Here is a 19,121-nt window from a genome sequence, read left to right as displayed (position 1 = left end):
TGTCATGACGGATGTTTCCGGAGAACTGGTTTTTCGCCGCGGCAAGGAAGTTGGCAAGGCCGTCTACCAGAACCGCCCGCTGTCTAAGGCCGGCCTCTCAGAGCGGCTCTTCGCCTTGCTGTTTTCCGGCCTCGTCTATCCGCAGATCTGGGAAGACCCCGACGTCGACATGGAGGCGATGCAGCTTGGCCACGGCCACCGCGTCGTCACCATCGCCTCGGGCGGCTGCAACATCCTTGCCTATCTCACCCGCTCACCGGAACGGATCGACGCCGTCGATCTCAACGCCGCCCATATCGCGCTCAACCGCATGAAGCTCGAAGCGGTGCGCCATCTGCCGTCGCAGGGTGACCTGTTTCGTTTCTTCGGCGCTGCCGAGACCCGTCACAATTCGCAAGCCTACGACCGTTTCATCGCGCCGCATCTCGACCCGATCAGCCGCCATTACTGGGAACATCGCAACTGGCGCCGGCGCCGGCGCATCGCCGTCTTCGATCGCAACTTCTACCAGACCGGCCTGCTCGGCCTGTTCATTGCCATGGGCCACCGCACCGCCAAATTCTTCGGCGTCGATCCGGCCGGCATCATGGAAGCCAAAAGCCTGGCCGACCAGCGCCGCTTCTTCGACGAGGAGCTGGCGCCGGTCTTCGAAAAACCGCTGCTGAAATGGGCAACATCGCGAAAAGCCTCGCTGTTCGGCCTCGGCATTCCGCCGGCGCAGTACGATTCGCTGATCACCTCGGGCGACGGCACCATGGCCAGCGTGCTGAAGGCCCGGCTGGAAAAGCTCGCCTGCGATTTTCCGCTAGAGAACAACTATTTCGCCTGGCAGGCTTTTGCCCGCCGCTACCCCAATCCCGGCGAGGCGGCGTTGCCTGCCTATCTCGAAAAACGCAACTACCAGGCGATCCGCAACAATGTCGACCGTGTCGCCATCCACCATGCCAATCTGATCCAATTCCTTGCCGACAAGGATGCCGGTTCCGTCGACCGCTTCGTCCTGCTCGACGCGCAGGACTGGATGACCGACGACCAGCTCAATGCGCTGTGGGCCGAGATCACCCGCACCGCGTCGACCGATGCCCGCGTCATCTTCCGCACCGCGGCCGAACCCAGCCTGTTGCCCGGCCGGGTCTCGAAGTCGCTGCTCGACCAGTGGAGCTATGCGGACGGGGCCTCGCGCGAATTCTCCGCCCGCGACCGTTCGGCCATCTATGGCGGCTTCCACCTCTATGTGAAGCAGTCCGCATGAGCGCGACCGAACTGCCGGCCGGGCACGGCGAACTGATGGACGGCGTCTACCGCTGGCAGCGCCACATCTACGACCTGACCCGCAAATATTACCTGCTCGGCCGCGACCGGCTGATATCAGGGCTGGATGTGCCGGCCGGCGGCACCGTGCTCGAGCTTGGCTGCGGCACCGGCCGCAACATCGTCCTTGCCGCCCGCCGCCATCCCGACGCCCGCTTCTTCGGTCTCGATATTTCGGCCGAAATGCTGGAAACGGCCACTGCTGCCATTGCCCGCGAAGGCCTGTCCGGCCGCGTCAAGCTGGCGCGCGGCGACGCCACCGATTTCGACGCGAAAGCGTTATTCTCCGTCGAAAGTTTCGATCGTATTTTTGTCTCCTATTCGCTGTCGATGATCCCCGGCTGGGAGAAGACGGTTTCCGCGGCACTTGCGGCCTTGTCACCCGGCGGCTCGCTGCACGTCGTCGATTTCGGCCAGCAGGAAGCCCTGCCCCGCTGGTTCCGCACGTTGCTGCGCGGCTGGCTAAGAAAATTCCATGTCGAGCCGCGTCAATCCCTGCGGGACGTCCTGCAATCCGAATCTGCAAGAGTCGGCGCAACCCTTCGGTTTAGAACGCTCTATCGCGGTTACACCTGGCTGGCCGTCACCAAGATCGCCGTCTAGTAGCATGCTCTGATTTCTGGCGCAGGAAGGCTGCTCCAACTCCTCAGTGAGGCGGGTTGAACTCGGCTAAATCACATTGCCATATGACCCAAGGAGTGGTACATCAGCTCATCGCTGGAAGCATGGGATGATCATAGGCTTTAGAGACCTATGGCTGCGGGCCTTCTTCGTGGACGAGACTCACTCCCGCAACATTCCGTCCGATCTCGAAAGCCGCTTATTCCGCAAGCTCCAGTTGATTGACGACGCAGCGATCGATCAGGATTTGCGTGTGCCGCCCAGCAACCATTTCGTGAAATTTCGCGGCAATCTCGAAGTCTTCCATTCGATCCGTGTCAACAAACAATGGCGGCTGGTCTTCCGCTGGGATGGTGGCCGGGGTGAGGCGTCGGACATATATCTCGACGACCACGGTTATAAGTGAGGTGAGACATGTTGATGACGGCACGCAAACCAGCAACGGTTGGCGAAATTCTTACCGAAGAATTCATGCAGCCACTCGGCCTGACACAGGCGACTTTGGCCGAAGCCATGGGCGTCCAGCGCAAGCATGTGAACGAATTGTGCAACGATCGCCGCAATGTGACGGCGGCAACCGCGCTCATTCTGGCGCGGGTGTTTGGTAACAGCCCGGATTTCTGGTTGAACGTCCAACGCCGCAGCGATCTTTGGGCGGTTATGAATTCGCCCGACGAGCGGGCGCGGGTTGATCGTGCAAGGCCTTTGGCGACAGCTGCATAGGCTCTGCGGCGAGCGACCGCCGCACTCCTCTAATTCTAATGCAGCGCCTTCACCAGCGCTGCCAGCATGATCTGCGGCCGGTAGCCGAGCTTGGCCGGCGTCAGGCCGAGCCGCACCACCACAAGCTGCTCCGAGGGGATGACGGCGATCGCCTGCCCGTCATGGCCTTCCATCCAATAGGTATCCCTTGGCAGGCCCGCAGCGATGCCGGCGCCGGGGCTCTCCTCGTCGCCCGGCCCCTCGATCCAGACCTGGCCCCTGCCGTAGACTTTCGAGGCCGGTGCTGCTTCCCGCATCCAGGCGACGAAGCCGGCAGGCAGGATCTGCTGGCCGTTCCAGACACCGTCCTGCAGCAGGAATTGGCCGAAGCGCGCCCAGTCGCGGGCGGTGGCGTAGAGGTAGGACGAGCCGACGAAGGTGCCATGCTCGTCGGCCTCCAGTACCGCGCTCTGCATGCCGAGCGGGTCGAACAATGCGACCCGTGGCCACGCCAGCGCCTCGTCCTTGTCGCCGATCGCGTCCTGCCAGAGCCGCGACAGCATCACCGCCGTGCCGCTCGAATAGGAAAAAACCTTGCCCACCTCGCCGGTCAGCAACTTGGATCCGGCGAAGCCCGCCATATCAGGCTCGAGATAGAGCATCCGCGTCACGTCGGTGACATCGCCATAATCCTCGTCGAACTCCAGCCCGCTCGACATCGCCATCATATCGGCGACACTGATGGCGGCGCGGCCGTCCGCCTTCCAGGGTCCGAACAGGCCCTGGTTCGTCATCACCATCTTGCTTTCCTTCACCACCGTGCCGACGATTACGGCATTTACCGTCTTGGTCATCGACCAGCCAAGCAGTGGCGTCTTCTCGGAAAAGCCGTCGGCATAACGCTCGACGACGATGCGGCCGTTCTTGACCACCACCACCGCCCGCATACCGGCGCCGGTCATTGCAGGATCGTCGAGGATTTTCGCGATTTCGGGGTTCTGCGAGGCGTCGACCCTGTCGCCGTCCGGCCAGAGCGCGTCGAGCGGTGGTGCCGGTGTCAGCGCCGGCCCGGTGACCGCCTTTGCCGCGGCGATATTGCCGTCCGGAACCGCCGTACAGCCGAGCCCGTCACGAACGACCGCGACGCTCTTGCCGAACACGCCGAATAGACCTGCCGAGACCGTGCCCTGCTCCTTGTCGACGGAGACCCTCATCAGCCTGAGCAGTGGATGGCCCGGCGCCTGCACGTCGACGGCGAGCACCTGATCGGCATCGCGTCCGGCGATGAAGACGTTCGAGCAGACGATCTTGGCCGTATAGCCCGAGCCGACGCGGATCAGTTCCGGCGGCGCGATGTAAAGCCAGGCGGCGAGTGCTGCGACCGCCAATACGGCCAGCCCGAGCAGCCACTTCACCAGCCTCAGAGCAATCTGCATTTTCCGACTCCCCCCGGACGCTCATCTATGTCATCGATTTGCCGTCATTGCTTCGGCAAAATCGCGGTTCTGGTCGAGCGCTGTCAACGGAATATCAACTATGATCAGCGATCACTGATGCATGTCGCCCAAAAGTGCGCAGCCGTTTTGGGACAAACGACATGCATAAAAACAACGATTAAGGCGCGCCGTTGCGGCGCGTCTTAAGATAGGAGAGCGGTCCTGTGGGGCGATCGCTTGGGGGCACGGTCGAGGGACCACCTGCAGCAACAACCCATCAGCGGCCGGCTGAAACCGGTTCAGGAGTAGCGATGCGCCGTTTCGCGGCTTTCATCATGCTGACGCTGCTGGGCGCCTGCTCGACCGTCGACGATCTTGCGCCTCCCTCATCGAGCACCCCGACCGTTGCGGTGCGCGCACCCCGTTTTGACGACTCCGACCCGCATGAGTGGGACAGCGGCGCGCCGTGGAGCTATGCCGTTCATGGCACCGACGTCTCCAAATACCAGACCTCGGTCGATTGGCCAGCGGCCAGGGCCAGCGGCATTTCCTTCGTTTTCATCAAGGCGACGGAAGGTGGCGATCGCTTCGACGCGTATTTCAACGAGCATTGGAGCCGCACGAAAGCCGCCGGAATTCCGCGCGCGGCCTATCATTTCTACTATTTTTGCACACCGGCCGCGACGCAGGCGCGCTGGTTCATCCAGAACGTGCCCAGAGACCGGTCGGCAATGCCGCCCGTTCTCGACATGGAATGGAACCCGCAATCGCCGACCTGCAAGCTGCGCCCCAATGCGGCCACGGTGCGCAGCGAAATGAGCACTTTCCTCGAAATCGTCGAAAAGCACTATGGCAAGAAGCCGATCATCTACACCTCGATCGATTTCTTCGACGACAACGGCCTGTCGGCCTTCCGCGGCTATCCCTACTGGCTGCGTTCGGTGGCCGGCCACCCGCGCAAGAGATACGGCAGCCACCCGTTCACCTTCTGGCAGTACACCGGAACCGGTATTGTGCCGGGCATCTCCGGGAAGGCCGATATCAACGTGTTCAACGGCACGGAAGCCACCTGGAACAAATGGCTGCGGCAGAACACCCGTTGACAGCGGGCCTGCAGCCTGCTTTTCGACACAGCCAATGAAGGACGCCTGCAACCGCCGGTAATCTTCTCGGGAGGATGGCGATGCGATTGCGCTTGGAAATTCTCGCGGCGCTGTTTCTGGCCGCCACGGCGGCGCCGGCGGTGGCACAGCAATGCGGCGGCGATTTCGCGGCGTGGAAGCAGGGCGTTGCGGCCGATGCGAAGAACGCCGGCGTCGGCACTGCCGGACTTGAGGCGCTGGAAACCGCCGCACTCGATGGAAAGGTGCTGGCGCGCGATCGCGCCCAAGGCGTGTTTACCCAGACCTTCATCGAGTTTTCGAACCGCATGATATCGGCCTATCGGCTGAAGCAAGGCGCCGTCATCTTAAAGAAATATGCCGACGTGTTTGCCCGCGCCGATCGCGAATTCGGCATCCAGGCCCCGGTCATTGCCGCCTTCTGGGCGCTGGAAACCGATTTCGGCGCCGTGCAGGGCGATTTCCACACGCTGAACGCATTGGTCACGCTCTCCCATGACTGTCGTCGCCCGCAGCTCTTCCGGCCCCAGATCGTGCCATTGTTGACGCTGATCGACCGCGGCGTGGTCCCGGCCGACGTCACCGGCGCCTGGGCGGGCGAAATCGGCCAGACGCAGATGCTGCCTTCCGACTATCTCGGCCGAGGCGTCGACGGCGACGGCGACGAAGTGATCGACCTGCGCGGCAGCGCGCCTGATGTGATCATGACCACGGCCAACAAGATCATGTCGCGCGGCTGGAAACGCGACCAGCCTTGGATCGAGGAAGTCCGCGTGCCCGACGACTTGCCATGGGACCAGACAGGCCGCACCAACAAGCTGCCGCTGACGCAATGGGCTCAGTGGGGTGTCACCAACCCGAACGGCACGCCGCTTGTCGACAACGGCCTGAAGGCAGGCGTCGCACTGCCTATGGGTCGCAACGGGCCGGCCTTCCTGGTCTACGACAATTTCGACGTCTACCTCGAATGGAACCAGTCCTTCACCTATGCGCTGACCGCGGCAAATCTCGCCGCGCGGCTGGCGGGTGCGCCGCAATTCGACCCGCGCAATCCCGAACCCGGCCTCAACGGCGACCAGATGAGGGCATTGCAGACAAAGCTCGAGGCCAGAGGCTATGACGTGGGAACAGTCGACGGCATCCTGGGCACCAACACCCGCGAGGCGATCCGCAAGGAGCAGATGCGGCTAGGCCTGCCGGTCGACGGCTGGCCGACACCGGAGCTTTTGGGGAAGCTGCAGGATAGTGAATAGTGAATAGTGAATGGTGAATGGTGAATGGTGAATGGAATTAGATATTCACTACTGAATACTGACTACTGACTACTGACTATTCACTATTCACTATTCACTATTCACTATTCACTATTCACTATTCACTATTCACTATTCACTATTCATCACTATTCACCATTCCCACTTCACCGCCTGGCAAGCAGGAAGTCGATAAACACACGCAAGGCCGGCGGAACCTGCCGGGAGCTCGTATGATATAGATAAAAGCCCGGAAATCTGGGCGACCAGGCTTCGAGAAAACGGATGAGCTTGCCGGTTTCGATCCACGGCCGAACCTGGTAATCCAGCATGTAAGCCACGCCGATCCCATCCAGGGCCGCCCTGATCATCAGTTCCGTGTCGTTAACAGTCAGACCGCCGTTCACGGCTATTTCGAAAGCGCGCTGGCCTCGCGCGAACTCCCATCGATAGATGTTGCCGCCACCGGGCCACTGGAAATTGATGCATTGGTGATGATGCAGGTCGGCGGGATGACGGGGTATGGGGTGATCCTCGAGATAGCTGGGCGCCGCCACCGCAGCCATCTCCAGCTCCCCGCTGAGTTTCACCGCCACCATGTCCTTATGCAGCCGCTCACCAAGCCGGATTCCGGCATCGAATCGTCCCTCGACAATATCGGTCAGCGTGTCGTCGACGATAATGGTGAGGGCAATGTCGGGATAGGCGCGGCGGAAATCGCCGAGCATGGGCACGATGAAGCGCATGGCGGCGATGAGCGGAACATTGATGCGCAGCGAGCCTGCCGGTCGATCGCGTGATGCATGCGCGTCGGCGACAGCCCCTTCGAGTTCATTGAATGCCGGTGCGAGGCGGGCAAACAGCGTTTCGCCTGCTGCGGTCGGCGACACGCTGCGGGTCGTGCGGTTGAGCAGCCGGACACCGACACGTTCTTCCAGCACGCGTATCGTCTGGCTAAGTGCCGGCGGCGAAACCCTGAGCCTGGCCGCGGCGCGGACAAAGCTGCCTTCCTCGACGATCGTCGCGAACGCCTTCAGCTCGGAAAACTCGGCCCCGCGCAATATGTACCCCAGATTTAACAAGCCTGTTCGATCATAGGCTATTATCTGAGCAATAGCATGCCCCTAACTTCGACATGGAACCGCCGGCTGATTTGGAACGGCCGTAGCCAGACGAGAAAGGGACAGCAATGTATCATTCGCTTGAAGGCAAAATCGCGCTCGTGACCGGCAGTTCGCGCGGCATCGGACGCGCCATCGCCGAGGGGCTCGCGACACACGGGGCGGCCGTGGTCGTCAACTATCTCGGCAACGAGAAAGCCGCCCAGGAAGCTGTTGCTGCCATCCGCGAGAATGGCGGCAAGGCCGTCGCCATTCAGGCCGATATCTCCAGCGTTTCCGACATTCGCCGGCTGTTCGATGAAACCGAGAAGCAGATTGGGACGATTGACATCGTTGTCGCCAATGTCGGCGTCGCCGTCATAAAGCCGCTGGTCGAGGCTACCGAAGCCGACTTCGACCACGTCTTCGGCGCCAATGCCAAAGGCACCTTCTTCACGCTTCAGGAAGCGGCGCGCCGCGTGCGCGACGGTGGCCGCATCATCGCGGTTTCCACCGGTGGAACCAGGATGTTCTTCACCCAGACCGCCCTTATCTCGGCAGCAAAGGAGCTGTCGAGCAGTTCGTCCGCGTCCTCTCGCGCGAGCTCGGGCCGCGCTCCGTCACCGTGAATGCGCTTTCCCCGGGCTTTACCGACACCGACTTGCTTCCGGAGCGGGACCGGGCTGTGGCTGCCGGCATGTCGCCCTTCGGCAGGATCGGAGCGCCGCGCGACGTCGCCGATGTCGCGGTTTTCCTCGCCTCCGACGAGGCCCGCTGGGTGACCGGCGAGAACATCCAGGCCGGCGGCGGCGTGGCCTGACCGACCGCAGCCTATGCCCCAAACCCACAAACGTCGTTGAGTGCGACGGCAAAAGCCGAGATCGAGATCGATCTCTGGTTACGGCAACCCGAGAACTATGTCGCCGCACTCAAACTCGTCGCAAAGCCCCGAACCAACGAGAATGACCCCAGAGCGGACGTCCGCCCGATTTCGACCGGGAGAATGATCGCGCTATGTTTGCGAATCCCCAGAGACAGCACTTCGGAACTGGTGCCGCAGCGTAGGCTTATGCACTTTGCCGACCGCGCTGCGGGGCAGAGCTTCCACGAACATCGCCGTGCGCGGAACCTTGTAGCGCGCCAAGGCGGTGGCGCAGTGTGCCAGCAGCTCGGCCTCTGTGACCGCCGCGCCATTCTTTCTCACTACGATGGCGCAGCCCACCTCGCCCCAGCGCGAATCGGGCACACCTATCACTGCCGCCTCGGCCACCTCAGGATGGCTGTAGAGAACATTTTCGACTTCGGCTGGATAGACGTTCTCGCCACCGGAGACGTACATGTCTTTCCAGCGATCGACGATCGTGACAAAACCCTCCTCGTCGACCCGCACGGCATCGCCGGTGCGCAACCAGCCGCCCTCGGCGAAGGCGGCGCGCGTCGCTTCCGGCTGGTTCCAATAGCCCGGCGTGACGGCGGGACCACGGACCCAGAGCTCGCCGACCTCGCCCAGGGCTGCATCGCGCGCCGCATCGGCCACCACGCGCACTTCGACGTGCATGACGGGCTTGCCGGCCGAGTCCACCTTGCGCGCAGCATCCGCCGCCTCGAGATTGAGGATCAGCGGACCTGTCTCGGTCATGCCGTAGTTCTGTCTGAGTACTACACCTTTGCGCCGCCAGGTATCGAGGAGCGGGACGGGAACGGGCGCCGCGCCGACGAAGGCACCCACGACGTTGGAGAGGTCAGCCGCGGCGAAATCCGCGTGCGCCGCCATGGCCTGGTAATGCGCCGGCACGCCGTGCAGATGCGTCACGCCAAGCATCGGATCGGCCAGCTGCCGCAGCGCCTCGCCGGCATCGAAGCGCCGTGTCACCGCGACAGTGCCGCCGGCATAGAAGGTGGGATTTGCGTAGATGTTGAGGCCAGCCGCGTGAAATAATGGCAGGACGCAGAGCAGCACGGTCTGCGGCGACAGCACGGCCACGCCAATGCAGTTCATTGCGTTCCAGAAGTTCATGCCGTGGGTCGCGATGGATCCCTTGGCCACGCCTGTCGTGCCTGAGGTGTAGAGTATCGTGCAGACGGCGTCATGCGTGAGCCGGTGTGGCGCTGCGAGCGGCTGCGCCGCGGCGATGGCGCGCTCGTAGGGGCTCTTCTCTGGACCGCGCAGCAGGCGATGCACGATGCCGTGACGGCGCGTCAGCTCATCGGCGACATCGGCAAACTCGGGGTCGTAGATGAGCACAGCGGGGGTGCAATCGCCGATGATGGCGTCCAGTTCCGGAAGCGCCAGCCGCCAGTTGAGCGGGACAAAAATGGCGCCGAGACGGAAGCAGGCGAATTGTAGCTCAAACGTGTCTGTCGAATTGTGCGCCAGCAGCGCTACGCGCACGCCGGGCGAGACGGCGCAGGCCTCCTGCAGGTGCCGCGCCAGGGTCGCGATTCGCCGATCAAACATGCGGTAGGTGAGGCGGCGGCCGTTTTCCAGATTTACCGCCGCGAGCGCCTCCGGCCGACGGGCGGCATGATGGGCGATCCAGTCATGGTGGCATGTGGACATTCTGGTCTATGTTGCACATGGGCTTAGGTTCGACAACGTGTCTGCATTTAGCACTTCTGCGACGTAGAGACAGTCGTGAAGAAGCACCTTCAAATCGAAAGCAGACGTCCGTACGCGGCCGCCCGGTAACGGTTTATGAGTTCACGCCTCAATCCGCCATCGTCTCCAGGCTGGCGAACCCCTGCGGCGCATCGCCCTCGTCGAACGGCGTCGTCACCTCGACGAAGGTGTCGGGATAGAAGCCGTTGAACCGTGTCCTCAGCGACAGCGAATAGGCGCCGATATGGCCGATCTCGATCCAGTCGCCGGTATCGACCGTTTCCGGCAGCCAGAACGGCCGCGACAGGATGTCGACGGAATCGCAGGTTGCGCCGCACACCTTGAACGGCACGATGGTCTTCTCCTCGCCGTTGCGCGAGCGGATCGCCGGGTCTGGAATGAAGCGCGCCGGCAGCGTGATCTTGCCGGTCCATGAATCCGACAGCGACGCCCAGATGCCGTCATTGATGTAGAGCCGCTTGCCCTTGCGCAGCAACACGCGCACGATCAGCGACAAGCAGCGCGCCACGATCACCCTGCCCGGCTCCGCCACCAGCGGCATCTGGTCGAACTGGTATTCCTTCAGATCGCCCGACAGCCGCGACATGATCTGGCCGAGCGACGGCATCTCGATCTGCTTGCGGTTGGGATCATGGCCGTATTCGGCGGGAAAACCGCCACCAACGTCGAGCCCGGCAATGTCGAAGCTGACGCGGTTGCGCACCCAGTCGGCCGAGGCCAGCGCCCGCTCATAGGTGTCGGGATCTTCGATCTGGCTGCCGACATGGAAGCACAAGCCGACCTTGTAGCCCGTCCGGTTCAGCCGTTCGGCCAGTTCGACCGCATTGGCCGGTCCGGCGCCGAATTTCTTCGACAGTTCGTAGGCGGCCGATCCTTTGGTCTGGATGCGCACGAACACGGTGATCGCACCCGGATCGATATCGAGCGCCCGCACCACGCGGGTCAGCTTGGTGATCTCGTCCTCATGGTCAAGCGAGATGACGCGTATGCCATATTTCTCCAGCGCCAGCTTGATGTCCGACTGGGCCTTGACCGGATGCATGTAGAGCATCTCGGCGTCCGGCGCGACCGCGCGCACGGCGGCGAATTCGCCGGGCGAGGCCACGTCGAAAGCGCCGACGCCGGCCTCAACCAGCGCCTTCAGGACGATCTGCTCGCCGTTGGTCTTGACCGCATAGGCGGTCCTGCCGGGAAACATCCCCATGAACTGCCTGGCGTCTGCCTTCAGCACCTGCGGGCGAAAGCAATAGATCGGATCGTCCGGGCGAAGCGCCAGCGCCGCTTCGCGCGCATTTTCGAATCGCTGCATGGACGAATCCCTTGACCTAGACTGCGCACAATTAATCCAACCTATGCGTGAATGAAAACAATTCTGTGTCTCGCACCCTTGACGCTGCGGCGCTACGGCAGATGAGGGAATGCTAGCCCACCGATCTGGTTTCGGGTGGCCCTTGCCATCGAACAGGCTATGGCCTGAACAGACACCTGATTGGCTTGGCATTCAGAGCCATCTGGGAGGAAATCCATGGCGATCACAACGACGACGGCAATGCGCGGACCCATGGCCCTGAAAGACTGGGCACAGCTTCTGCTGCTCGGTGCGATCTGGGGTGGCTCGTTCTTCTTTGCCCGCATTGCGGTTGCCGAGATTCCGCCGCTGGTGCTGGTGCTGTTTCGCGTCGCCATCGCCGCGCTGGCGCTGCAGCTCTATCTCGGCCTGCGCGGTCCGTCCTTCCGCCTCGCCTTGCCGCATGCCGGCCTGTTCTTCCTGCTGGCGCTCGTCAACAACGTCATTCCGTTCTCGCTGATCTTCGCCGGCCAGACCGAGCTTGGCGCGGGTGTCGCCTCGGTCCTCAATTCGACGACGCCGTTCTGGACATTGATCCTCGCCAACGCGCTGACATCAGACGAAAAACTCTCCTGGAACAAGCTTGCCGGGATCGCGCTCGGCATCGTCGGCACGGCGGTGATGATCGGTCCCGGCCTGCTTGCCGGGCTGGGCGGGCCGGTCTGGGCGAAATTCGCGCTGGTCGGCGCCTCGCTGTCCTATGCGCTGGCCCTGATGATCGCCCGCCGCTTCAAGGGCGTGCCGTCACCGGTCATCGCCACTGGACAATTGACCGCCTCGACCATCATCATGATCCCGATCGTGCTGCTTGGCCACGGCACTGCCAATCTGTTTTCGGCCTCGCCGCCGGTCTGGGCCGCGGTGTTGGCGCTGGCCCTTTTGTCCACCGCCTTCGCCTACATCCTCTATTTCAACCTTGTCGCCTCGGCCGGCGCCACCAACGCCTCGCTGGTCACGCTCATCGTGCCGGCCAGTGCGATCCTGCTCGGCTTTCTGTTCCTGGGCGAACGGCTCGAATTGTTCGAACTCGGCGGCATGGCGCTGATCGCGCTCGGCCTCGTCACCATCGACGGTCGCCTGTTCGGCCGACGCTGATGCATGTCGCCCAAAGCACACCTCGGGCTTGAACCGAGGGTGCGTAACGGCTTTTGAATAACGACATGCATCTGAACAACAACCCCAGGCGCGTCGCTTCCCAGGTGCGACACGCTTGAGAGCTTCGCATCCAATCAGACGCGCAAACGACGCTCCAACGCGTCCGAATCTTCGCATCGACCCGAAATCGATTCCGACTTTCGGCGACGGTAGCGCTGCCATATCCATCCTTGCCCCAGCTTCGTCACATTTTTTGCACAGGGCCGAAGCGGGATTTTGCCGAAGAGTTTCAATGCCTAACGGCAAATAGCCTGTCGTAAATTCCACAATATCGTCGCATTGCAGCATAGTTTCCGCTTGCCTGTGGCAAAAATGCCCCTAGACTCTGGCCATAGCTCTTTAAGAGGAGGCTATGACATGGGACTCACGAGGCCAATCAACGCATTGATGATTTGTGCTGCGTTTGCATTCATCGGGGCGCTGACTATGGGCTTTCTTCCATAGACCCGCCAAAGCGACGGAAGATCAGCACTGAATAGTCCAAGTCATTGAAAAGGCCGGGTTTTTACCCGGCCTTTTTTGCATCCCCAGATTTGACAGGACTTACGCCGCGGCGGAACCCGCCGCTTCAGCCTCATGCGAGCGGATGCCGATCATATGGCAGACGGCGAAGACCAGATCGGCCCGGTTCATGGTGTAGAAATGAAAATCGCCGACGCCGCGCTCGACAAGGTCCAGCACCTGCTCGGCCGCCACCGCGGACGCCACCAGTGCATGCGTCTGCGGGTCCGTCTGCAGCCCGTCGAAGCGCTCGGCCATCCACGCCGGCACCAGCGCACCGCAACGCGCCGAGAAATTGGCGACCTGGGTAAAATTGTGGACCGGCAATATGCCCGGCACGATCGGTATGTAGATGCCCGCCCGCCGCGCCCGCTCGACATAGCGCTCGTAGAGGTCATTGTCGAAGAAGAACTGGGTGATCGCCCGCGTCGCGCCATTGTCGACCTTGCGCTTCAGCATATCGATATCGGTGGCGAAATCCGGGCTCTCCGGATGTTTTTCCGGATAGGCGGAGACCGAGACGTCGAAATCGCCGACACCTTTCAGCGCCCCAACCAGTTCGGCGCCATTGGCATAGCCGTCCGGATGCGGACGATAGGCGGCGCCCACGCCCTCGGCCGGATCGCCGCGCAGGGCGACGAAGCGGGTGACACCCATGTCGGCGAATTCCTGAATGACTTCATCGACCTCGTGACGCGCCGCATCGACGCACGTCATGTGCGCCGCCGGCGTCAGCGCCGTTTCGTTGAGGATGCGCTTGACCGTGCGCGCCGTGCGCTCGCGGGTCGAGCCGCCGGCTCCATAGGTGACGGAGACGAATTTCGGCTTGAGCGGCTGCAGCCGGGTAACTGTGTCCCACAGCCTTGCTTCCATCTCGTCGCTCTTCGGTGGGAAGAACTCGAACGAAACCCTGATCTTGTCGCCAATGTCAGGGCGGCGGGAAAAGCGGAACTGGTTCATCAGGCGGTTTCCCCTATCGGATAGGCACTGGCCGGTTGTGCGTGGTTGGAAGGATCGGCGATCAGCATGCGCTGGTCACGGCCGAGCCACAGTTTTACGGTGAGCCTGGGCTCATTGCCGGCGCGCGGCTCGAATTCCTGGCTCTCCTCGAGGTCAAGCCCGGCCTCGGAAAACCATTCGGTGATCTGCCGGTCGGAAAAGCCGAGCCGCACATGCGCGTGGACGTCGCGCAGGAATTCCAGCGAATGCGGAGCGAAATCCACGATCACCAGCCGGCCTGCCGGACGCAGCAGCCTTGCTGCCTCGCGGATGGCGCGGGCAGGATCGTCGAGATAGTGCAGCACCTGGTGGATGGTGACGAGGTCGAAGGCGTCGCGCTCGACCGGCGGCGCAAAAATGTCGCCCTGGCGCACCTGCGCATTCGAAATGCCGGCCTTGTCGAGATTGGCGCGCGCCACCGTCAGCATCTCGCGCGACATGTCGATGCCGATGCCGCGCCGGTAGAGCGGCGAAAAGATCTCGAGCAGCCGCCCGGTGCCGGTGCCAAGGTCGAGCATCGACTGGAACGGCCGCTTGCCGACGAGCTTGAGCAGCGCTGCCTCCACGGCGCGGTCCGGCACATGCAGCGAGCGGATGTGGTCCCAGCTTGCGGCATTTACGGAGAAATATTCGGCGGCGCGATCCTGCCGCTTGCGCTTGACCGCCGCCAACCGCTCGAGGTCACGCTCGACCTGCGGATCGGCGCCCCGGATGCCGGCGACCAGCCTGAGCACGAAGTCCCGCGCCGCATCCGAATCCGACAGCCGGAAGAAGGCCCATGAGCCCTCCTGATAGCGGCCGATCAGTCCCGCCTCCAGCAAAAGCTTCAGGTGTCGCGAGACACGCGGCTGCGACTGGCCGAGGATTTCGGTGAGATCGGAAACGGTGAGGTCGCCGCGCGACAGCAACGCCAGGATGCGCAACCGGCTGGATTCGGCCGCCGCCTTCAATGTATCTACCATGGTGTCGAGCGCGACATGCATGCGAGCATTCTCTTTGAAAAGATATAAACATATGTTTATGTCGATTTTGATAGGCTTGCAAGCGCTATGTCGCTCCCGGACAAGAAAATGACGCATGCGTGGCGGTTCGCGCACTGCCGGAAGCAGGATCGGGGCGAAAACCATGTTCGAAAAGCGCAGCGGCGAAAAGCTTCTGGAAACTGATCCAGCCGATATGCCGCCGGACGGCCATGTCGTCTTCATCGGCCGCATCGCCTCGCCCTGGACCACGCGGGAAACTTGCCCCAAGAATATGAAAGCCGCGCGGGAAACGGGACAGCCGGCGGTTCTCACGATCGACCAGCCTTATCGCGAGGGCCTGCTCGGGCTTGAACGCGCCAGCCACGTCATCGTCCTGTCCTGGCTGCACCACGCGCCGCGGACCCTGATTGTTAAGAAACCCCGTCATGCGCCTGAACCGAAGGGCGTTTTTTCGCTGCGCTCCCCGGCCCGGCCGAACCCGGTCGGGTTGCATATCGCCAGGCTCGTCGCCCTCGACAGGGACACGGGCCGTATCGATCTCGATGCCATCGACGTGCTCGACGGCACGCCGGTGATCGACATCAAGCCTTATTTCGCCTCGACCGATGCCTTTGCCGACGCGACCATTGCCGGACGGGACGAGCCCGGACAGGTCATGCCAGGACGGGAGGGGCAATGAGCGCGCCGACCGGCCGCCGCCGCGCCATCGCCAAGGCGCTGACAGCGCTTTTGCCGCTGGCGCCCTATGCCGACATGGAGAAGATCCGCGCCGACGCCGGCGCAGTGCATATGAAGAGCTTGCCGCCGAGCATTGCCGTATGGCTGGCGACAATAGCCCACATCCGTCATGTGCACACCGACTACGAAAAACTGCTGGCCGAAGGCTATGACCGCGACTCGGCGCGCTTCTTCGTCATGGAACAGACAAACATCGTGCTGACCCGCTGGCGCGCCACACGTCTGCTCGAGGATGACGGTGAGGAATAACCAGATACCCCGATGGCGGGTCCGGAACCTTCGCCTGTGTCTTGTGCCAACCGCCGCAGCGCTCTATCGCGTCTCGACGAAGACGACCTGACGGAGGACGTGATGAGCAACTTGATCGATCCGCACGCCAAACCACTGCCCTCGCTCTCCGCCCGTCACATAGACCCGCACTCCTACCCCGATGGTGTTGCCTTCCTCGACGGGCAGTATCTGTCGATGTCGCAAGCCAAGATCTCGGTGTTGGATTGGGGCTTCCTGCATTCCGACGCCACCTACGACACGGTGCATGTCTGGGACGGTCGTTTCTTCCGCCTCGATCTACATCTCGATCGCTTCTTCGGCGGGCTGGAAAAGCTGCACATGACGATCCCATTCGACCGCGATGGCGTGGCCGAAATCCTCCACAACTGTGTGGCGCTGTCGGGTCATCGCGCCGCTTATGTCGAGATGCTGTGCACGCGCGGCGCCTCGCCAACCTTCAGCCGCGACCCGCGCGACGCGGTCAACCGCTTCATGGCGTTCGCCGTTCCCTTCGGCTCGGTCGCCAATGCCGAGCAATTGCAGCGCGGCCTGCATGTGGCGATCAGCGACAAGGTGCGCATCCCACCAGCCTCGGTCGACCCGACAATCAAGAACTACCAGTGGCTCGACCTGGTGCGAGGCCTCTACGACGCCTATGACCGCGGCGCCGAGACCGCGCTGCTCCTCGATTTCAACGGCAATGTCGCGGAAGGCCCCGGCTTCAACGTCTTTTGCGTGGATGACGGCAAACTGTCGACGCCGGCTGTCGGCGTGCTGCCAGGCATCACCCGCCGCACTGTCTTCGATCTCTGCGCGGAGGCAGGGCTTGCGGTCGCAGCGGCCGATGTCAGCGTCGCTGCGCTGCGTCAGTCCGATGAGGTCTTCATCGCCTCGACCGCCGGCGGCATCATGCCGGTGACGATGATCGACGGTGTTCCGGTCGCGGACCGCAAGGTCGGCGCGATTACCAGGCGCCTCATGGCGATCTATTGGCAAAAGCACGAAGACCCGGCCTGGTGCAGCCCGGTGCGCCATCCCTGACCATCCCTGGCCTCAGGTCCGATAAATCCACTGCTCGGGCACACGCACCGAAATCTCCTCGCCGGTGGTGATGCGGCCTGGTTTTTCCACCCAGGCGACAAGGCCGCGCAACCGTTTTGCCGCCTTCGGGAACAACAGCGCGCCGGCTTCGTGGTCGGCCATTCCGGCATTTTCGGCGACCGATCGCCCAGCGATGCGGCATGGTCCGTTCTGCGCGTCGACCTTGACGGTGACGCCTCCTTTGAAGAACAGCTGCGTGCCGGACGGCAGCATCGAGAGATGCGGGAGACCTTCAATCAACAGATTGGCACCGATCCACTGCGGCTTGATCTCGGCGATGGCCATCCGCCGGGCGACGGTCGCCAGCTCGTCCGCGGCCACGATCGACAGCTGCCGCTCGTTGCGCATCTCGGTGCCGCGTGGATACCAGGGCTCGCGCCCGCCGGAGCGCCGCGTCGCGCCGGCGTGGAAATCGCCATCGATGCCGTCGAAGCCAAGCCGCAATTCATCCACCGCGCGTGTCTCGAAATGATCTGATGGCGCGACGAAAAGCGCGGCCACCCGCGCGGCAAGTTTCCGCGCCGGGATGATTTCGACAGGGTTTACCGTCTCGGGGAAGAGGTCCAGCATAGGCTTCGCTCCGTGCGTGATGCAAAGCAATTAGCCGCAGCGAGCTCATCAGGTCCAGTCGAAAGCACTGATGCTCCAATCAAGCAGACTGATGCGATTGCACCGGCGCCCACCAATGGAGTGCCGTTCGCGCCAATCAGAGCATGCGCAACAACGCCCCGCCGATGGAATAGCCGGCGCCGAAGGCGCAGAGCAGGCCATAGTCGCCGGCGTTCATGTCGGCGTGGTTTTCCGACAAGGCGACGACCGCACCGGCGCCGGCGGTGTTGCCGAGGCGCTCCAGCACCATCGGCGCGCGATCATGGCCGACCTCGTGGCCGAACGACAGCTTCAGGATCATGGCATTCATCCGGGCATTGGCCTGATGCAGCCAGAAGCGCCGGATCGCTTGCGGCGTCAGCCCATGCTCGGCCAGGAACTCGACGATGAACTTGTGCCCGGCGACGGTGACTTCCTTGAACACCTTGTTGCCGACCTGCTTGATCAGGTTGCCTTCCAGGTTGATCATATACGGATCGTCCTGGGCGGTGCGCGTGTAATAGCCGAGATTGGTGCGGATGTTGTTGGACATCTGCGTCCAGGTCCGGGTGTCGAGCACCTCGAAACGTCCCGGCCGCTTGTCGCCCTGGGCAAGCCCCTCGACGACCATCGAGACCGAGGCATCGCCGAAGATGAAATGCGTCTGCCGGTCGCGGAAATTGAGATGGCCGGTGATGATCTCGGGCGTCGTCACCAGCACGCGCCTGTGTGCGCCCGCCCGCACCAGATTGACCGCAATATGCAACGCCGCTGCCGCCGACGAGCAGCCAAGGCCCATGTCGAAACCGGCGCCCGTCGTGCCCATCGCCTGCTGCATCTCGATGGCGATCGCCGGATACGGCCGCTGGTGATGCGAGGCCGAGCAGATCACCAGGTCGATATCAGATGGCTCCAGGCCGGCATGGTCGAGCGCTTTCCTGGCCGATGCGATGCCGAACTCGGCTTCCAGCGACAGCGCATCGTCCGGCCGCGCCGGAATGCGCGGCGCCATGCGGGTCGGGTCGAGAATGCCTTCCCGCTCGATCACATGGCGCGTCTGCACGCCCGAAGCATGGACGATGAAGGCGCTGTCCGATTTCTGCAGCAGCGTCTCGCCCGAAGCCTGGCGGCGGACATTTTCCATCTCGACCCAGGCATTGAAGCTGTCGACCAATTCCTCATTGGTGATCGAAGGCTTGGGGATTTCAACGCCGATGCCGCTGATGATGACGCGATGCATTTTCAGTTCGTCCCCATGCGCAGGCGCTACGGCT

The 19,121-nt window shown here is 62.7% G+C and carries 18 protein-coding genes and 1 pseudogene; 11 read left to right on the top strand and 8 right to left on the bottom strand.

Annotated elements, in window-relative coordinates; genetic code table 11:
• Positions 1 to 4: 4 nt before the first annotated feature.
• The 4 genes from NMG80_RS31525 (at position 5) to NMG80_RS31510 (ending at position 2,655) form a co-directional block, all read left to right on the top strand.
• Positions 5 to 1,252, top strand: coding sequence for a BtaA family protein (locus NMG80_RS31525; RefSeq protein ID WP_254021744.1), 1,248 nt, complete (start codon positions 5 to 7; stop codon positions 1,250 to 1,252).
• Positions 1,249 to 1,914 carry a class I SAM-dependent methyltransferase gene (locus NMG80_RS31520; protein ID WP_254021743.1) on the top strand — a complete coding sequence of 222 codons (666 nt, stop codon included), beginning with the start codon at positions 1,249 to 1,251 and terminating at the stop codon, positions 1,912 to 1,914. The genes NMG80_RS31525 and NMG80_RS31520 overlap by 4 nt, the downstream gene beginning before the upstream one ends.
• 127 nt (positions 1,915 to 2,041) lie before the next feature.
• Positions 2,042 to 2,338 (top strand): type II toxin-antitoxin system RelE/ParE family toxin, encoded by a 297-nt coding sequence (locus tag NMG80_RS31515; RefSeq protein WP_254021742.1) that lies wholly within the window; start codon positions 2,042 to 2,044, stop codon positions 2,336 to 2,338.
• 8 nt (positions 2,339 to 2,346) lie between these two features.
• Positions 2,347 to 2,655, top strand: coding sequence for a HigA family addiction module antitoxin (locus tag NMG80_RS31510; protein WP_254021741.1), 309 nt, complete (start codon positions 2,347 to 2,349; stop codon positions 2,653 to 2,655).
• A gap of 35 nt (positions 2,656 to 2,690) precedes the next feature.
• On the opposite strand, the gene NMG80_RS31505 is transcribed toward NMG80_RS31510, so the two are convergent.
• The gene (locus NMG80_RS31505; protein ID WP_254021740.1) at positions 2,691 to 4,070 is read right to left on the bottom strand and encodes a serine hydrolase domain-containing protein; all 1,380 of its coding nucleotides are present in this window, start codon (positions 4,068 to 4,070) and stop codon (positions 2,691 to 2,693) included.
• 311 nt (positions 4,071 to 4,381) lie between these two features.
• Here NMG80_RS31505 and NMG80_RS31500 point away from each other — a divergent pair, with 311 nt between their 5' ends.
• A complete protein-coding gene (locus NMG80_RS31500) occupies positions 4,382 to 5,173 on the top strand; it encodes a glycoside hydrolase family 25 protein (protein WP_254021739.1) in 792 nt (263 codons plus the stop codon).
• A gap of 80 nt (positions 5,174 to 5,253) precedes the next feature.
• On the top strand, positions 5,254 to 6,444 hold the full coding sequence (locus NMG80_RS31495; protein ID WP_254021738.1) for a lytic murein transglycosylase: 1,191 nt from the start codon (positions 5,254 to 5,256) through the stop codon (positions 6,442 to 6,444).
• Between the two features lie 167 nt (positions 6,445 to 6,611).
• Here the strand turns inward: NMG80_RS31495 and NMG80_RS31490 are convergent, their stop codons facing one another.
• Positions 6,612 to 7,505 carry a LysR family transcriptional regulator gene (locus tag NMG80_RS31490; protein ID WP_254021737.1) on the bottom strand — a complete coding sequence of 298 codons (894 nt, stop codon included), beginning with the start codon at positions 7,503 to 7,505 and terminating at the stop codon, positions 6,612 to 6,614.
• A gap of 128 nt (positions 7,506 to 7,633) precedes the next feature.
• On the opposite strand from NMG80_RS31490, the pseudogene NMG80_RS31485 reads away from it, so the two are divergent.
• Positions 7,634 to 8,364, top strand: a pseudogene (locus NMG80_RS31485) (SDR family oxidoreductase).
• Between the two features lie 192 nt (positions 8,365 to 8,556).
• On the opposite strand, the gene NMG80_RS31475 reads toward NMG80_RS31485, so the two are convergent.
• Positions 8,557 to 10,104 carry an acyl-CoA synthetase gene (locus NMG80_RS31475; protein ID WP_254021735.1) on the bottom strand — a complete coding sequence of 516 codons (1,548 nt, stop codon included), beginning with the start codon at positions 10,102 to 10,104 and terminating at the stop codon, positions 8,557 to 8,559.
• 148 nt (positions 10,105 to 10,252) lie between these two features.
• On the bottom strand, positions 10,253 to 11,473 hold the full coding sequence (locus NMG80_RS31470) for an alanine racemase (protein WP_254021734.1): 1,221 nt from the start codon (positions 11,471 to 11,473) through the stop codon (positions 10,253 to 10,255).
• 216 nt (positions 11,474 to 11,689) lie between these two features.
• Here NMG80_RS31470 and NMG80_RS31465 point away from each other — a divergent pair, with 216 nt between their 5' ends.
• Complete coding sequence (locus NMG80_RS31465) at positions 11,690 to 12,607, top strand: DMT family transporter (protein ID WP_254021733.1); 918 nt, start codon at positions 11,690 to 11,692, stop codon at positions 12,605 to 12,607.
• A gap of 603 nt (positions 12,608 to 13,210) precedes the next feature.
• On the opposite strand, the gene metF is transcribed toward NMG80_RS31465, so the two are convergent.
• Complete coding sequence (gene metF, locus NMG80_RS31460) at positions 13,211 to 14,128, bottom strand: methylenetetrahydrofolate reductase [NAD(P)H] (protein ID WP_254021732.1); 918 nt, start codon at positions 14,126 to 14,128, stop codon at positions 13,211 to 13,213.
• Complete coding sequence (locus NMG80_RS31455; RefSeq protein WP_254021731.1) at positions 14,128 to 15,150, bottom strand: ArsR/SmtB family transcription factor; 1,023 nt, start codon at positions 15,148 to 15,150, stop codon at positions 14,128 to 14,130. Before NMG80_RS31455 ends, metF begins: the two co-directional genes overlap by 1 nt.
• A gap of 142 nt (positions 15,151 to 15,292) precedes the next feature.
• On the opposite strand from NMG80_RS31455, the gene tsaA reads away from it, so the two are divergent.
• The 3 genes from tsaA (at position 15,293) to NMG80_RS31440 (ending at position 17,199) form a co-directional block, all read left to right on the top strand.
• Positions 15,293 to 15,829 (top strand): tRNA (N6-threonylcarbamoyladenosine(37)-N6)-methyltransferase TrmO, encoded by a 537-nt coding sequence (gene tsaA, locus NMG80_RS31450; RefSeq protein WP_254021730.1) that lies wholly within the window; start codon positions 15,293 to 15,295, stop codon positions 15,827 to 15,829.
• Positions 15,826 to 16,137, top strand: coding sequence for a DUF2293 domain-containing protein (locus tag NMG80_RS31445; RefSeq protein ID WP_254021729.1), 312 nt, complete (start codon positions 15,826 to 15,828; stop codon positions 16,135 to 16,137). The genes tsaA and NMG80_RS31445 overlap by 4 nt, the downstream gene beginning before the upstream one ends.
• A 102-nt stretch (positions 16,138 to 16,239) precedes the next feature.
• The gene (locus NMG80_RS31440) at positions 16,240 to 17,199 is read left to right on the top strand and encodes an aminotransferase class IV (RefSeq protein ID WP_254021728.1); all 960 of its coding nucleotides are present in this window, start codon (positions 16,240 to 16,242) and stop codon (positions 17,197 to 17,199) included.
• A 12-nt stretch (positions 17,200 to 17,211) separates the two neighbouring features.
• Here NMG80_RS31440 and NMG80_RS31435 read toward each other — a convergent pair whose 3' ends face one another.
• On the bottom strand, positions 17,212 to 17,829 hold the full coding sequence (locus tag NMG80_RS31435; protein ID WP_254021727.1) for an MOSC domain-containing protein: 618 nt from the start codon (positions 17,827 to 17,829) through the stop codon (positions 17,212 to 17,214).
• A gap of 136 nt (positions 17,830 to 17,965) precedes the next feature.
• Positions 17,966 to 19,087, bottom strand: coding sequence for a beta-ketoacyl-ACP synthase III (locus NMG80_RS31430; RefSeq protein ID WP_254021726.1), 1,122 nt, complete (start codon positions 19,085 to 19,087; stop codon positions 17,966 to 17,968).
• Between the last annotated feature and the right edge of the window lie 34 nt (positions 19,088 to 19,121).

Origin of the sequence: Mesorhizobium escarrei, from assembly GCF_935825525.1 — a bacterium.
In the GTDB taxonomy this organism is placed as follows: domain Bacteria; phylum Pseudomonadota; class Alphaproteobacteria; order Rhizobiales; family Rhizobiaceae; genus Mesorhizobium; species Mesorhizobium escarrei.
This window is presented reverse-complemented; position numbering and strand designations above follow the sequence as displayed.

Bases quoted from the DNA above. Each gene is read 5' to 3' on its own strand.
- NMG80_RS31430 (WP_254021726.1), bottom strand. From the start codon at position 19,087: ATGCATCGCGTCATCATCAGCGGCATCGGCGTTGAAATCCCCAAGCCT.
- NMG80_RS31440 (WP_254021728.1), top strand. From the start codon at position 16,240: ATGAGCAACTTGATCGATCCGCACGCCAAACCACTGCCCTCGCTCTCC.
- NMG80_RS31525 (WP_254021744.1), top strand. From the start codon at position 5: ATGACGGATGTTTCCGGAGAACTGGTTTTTCGCCGCGGCAAGGAAGTT.
- NMG80_RS31475 (WP_254021735.1), bottom strand. From the start codon at position 10,104: ATGTCCACATGCCACCATGACTGGATCGCCCATCATGCCGCCCGTCGG.
- NMG80_RS31465 (WP_254021733.1), top strand. From the start codon at position 11,690: ATGGCGATCACAACGACGACGGCAATGCGCGGACCCATGGCCCTGAAA.
- NMG80_RS31470 (WP_254021734.1), bottom strand. From the start codon at position 11,473: ATGCAGCGATTCGAAAATGCGCGCGAAGCGGCGCTGGCGCTTCGCCCG.
- NMG80_RS31500 (WP_254021739.1), top strand. From the start codon at position 4,382: ATGCGCCGTTTCGCGGCTTTCATCATGCTGACGCTGCTGGGCGCCTGC.
- metF (WP_254021732.1), bottom strand. From the start codon at position 14,128: ATGAACCAGTTCCGCTTTTCCCGCCGCCCTGACATTGGCGACAAGATC.
- NMG80_RS31510 (WP_254021741.1), top strand. From the start codon at position 2,347: ATGTTGATGACGGCACGCAAACCAGCAACGGTTGGCGAAATTCTTACC.
- tsaA (WP_254021730.1), top strand. From the start codon at position 15,293: ATGTTCGAAAAGCGCAGCGGCGAAAAGCTTCTGGAAACTGATCCAGCC.
- NMG80_RS31455 (WP_254021731.1), bottom strand. From the start codon at position 15,150: ATGCATGTCGCGCTCGACACCATGGTAGATACATTGAAGGCGGCGGCC.
- NMG80_RS31445 (WP_254021729.1), top strand. From the start codon at position 15,826: ATGAGCGCGCCGACCGGCCGCCGCCGCGCCATCGCCAAGGCGCTGACA.
- NMG80_RS31515 (WP_254021742.1), top strand. From the start codon at position 2,042: ATGATCATAGGCTTTAGAGACCTATGGCTGCGGGCCTTCTTCGTGGAC.
- NMG80_RS31435 (WP_254021727.1), bottom strand. From the start codon at position 17,829: ATGCTGGACCTCTTCCCCGAGACGGTAAACCCTGTCGAAATCATCCCG.
- NMG80_RS31505 (WP_254021740.1), bottom strand. From the start codon at position 4,070: ATGCAGATTGCTCTGAGGCTGGTGAAGTGGCTGCTCGGGCTGGCCGTA.
- NMG80_RS31520 (WP_254021743.1), top strand. From the start codon at position 1,249: ATGAGCGCGACCGAACTGCCGGCCGGGCACGGCGAACTGATGGACGGC.
- NMG80_RS31495 (WP_254021738.1), top strand. From the start codon at position 5,254: ATGCGATTGCGCTTGGAAATTCTCGCGGCGCTGTTTCTGGCCGCCACG.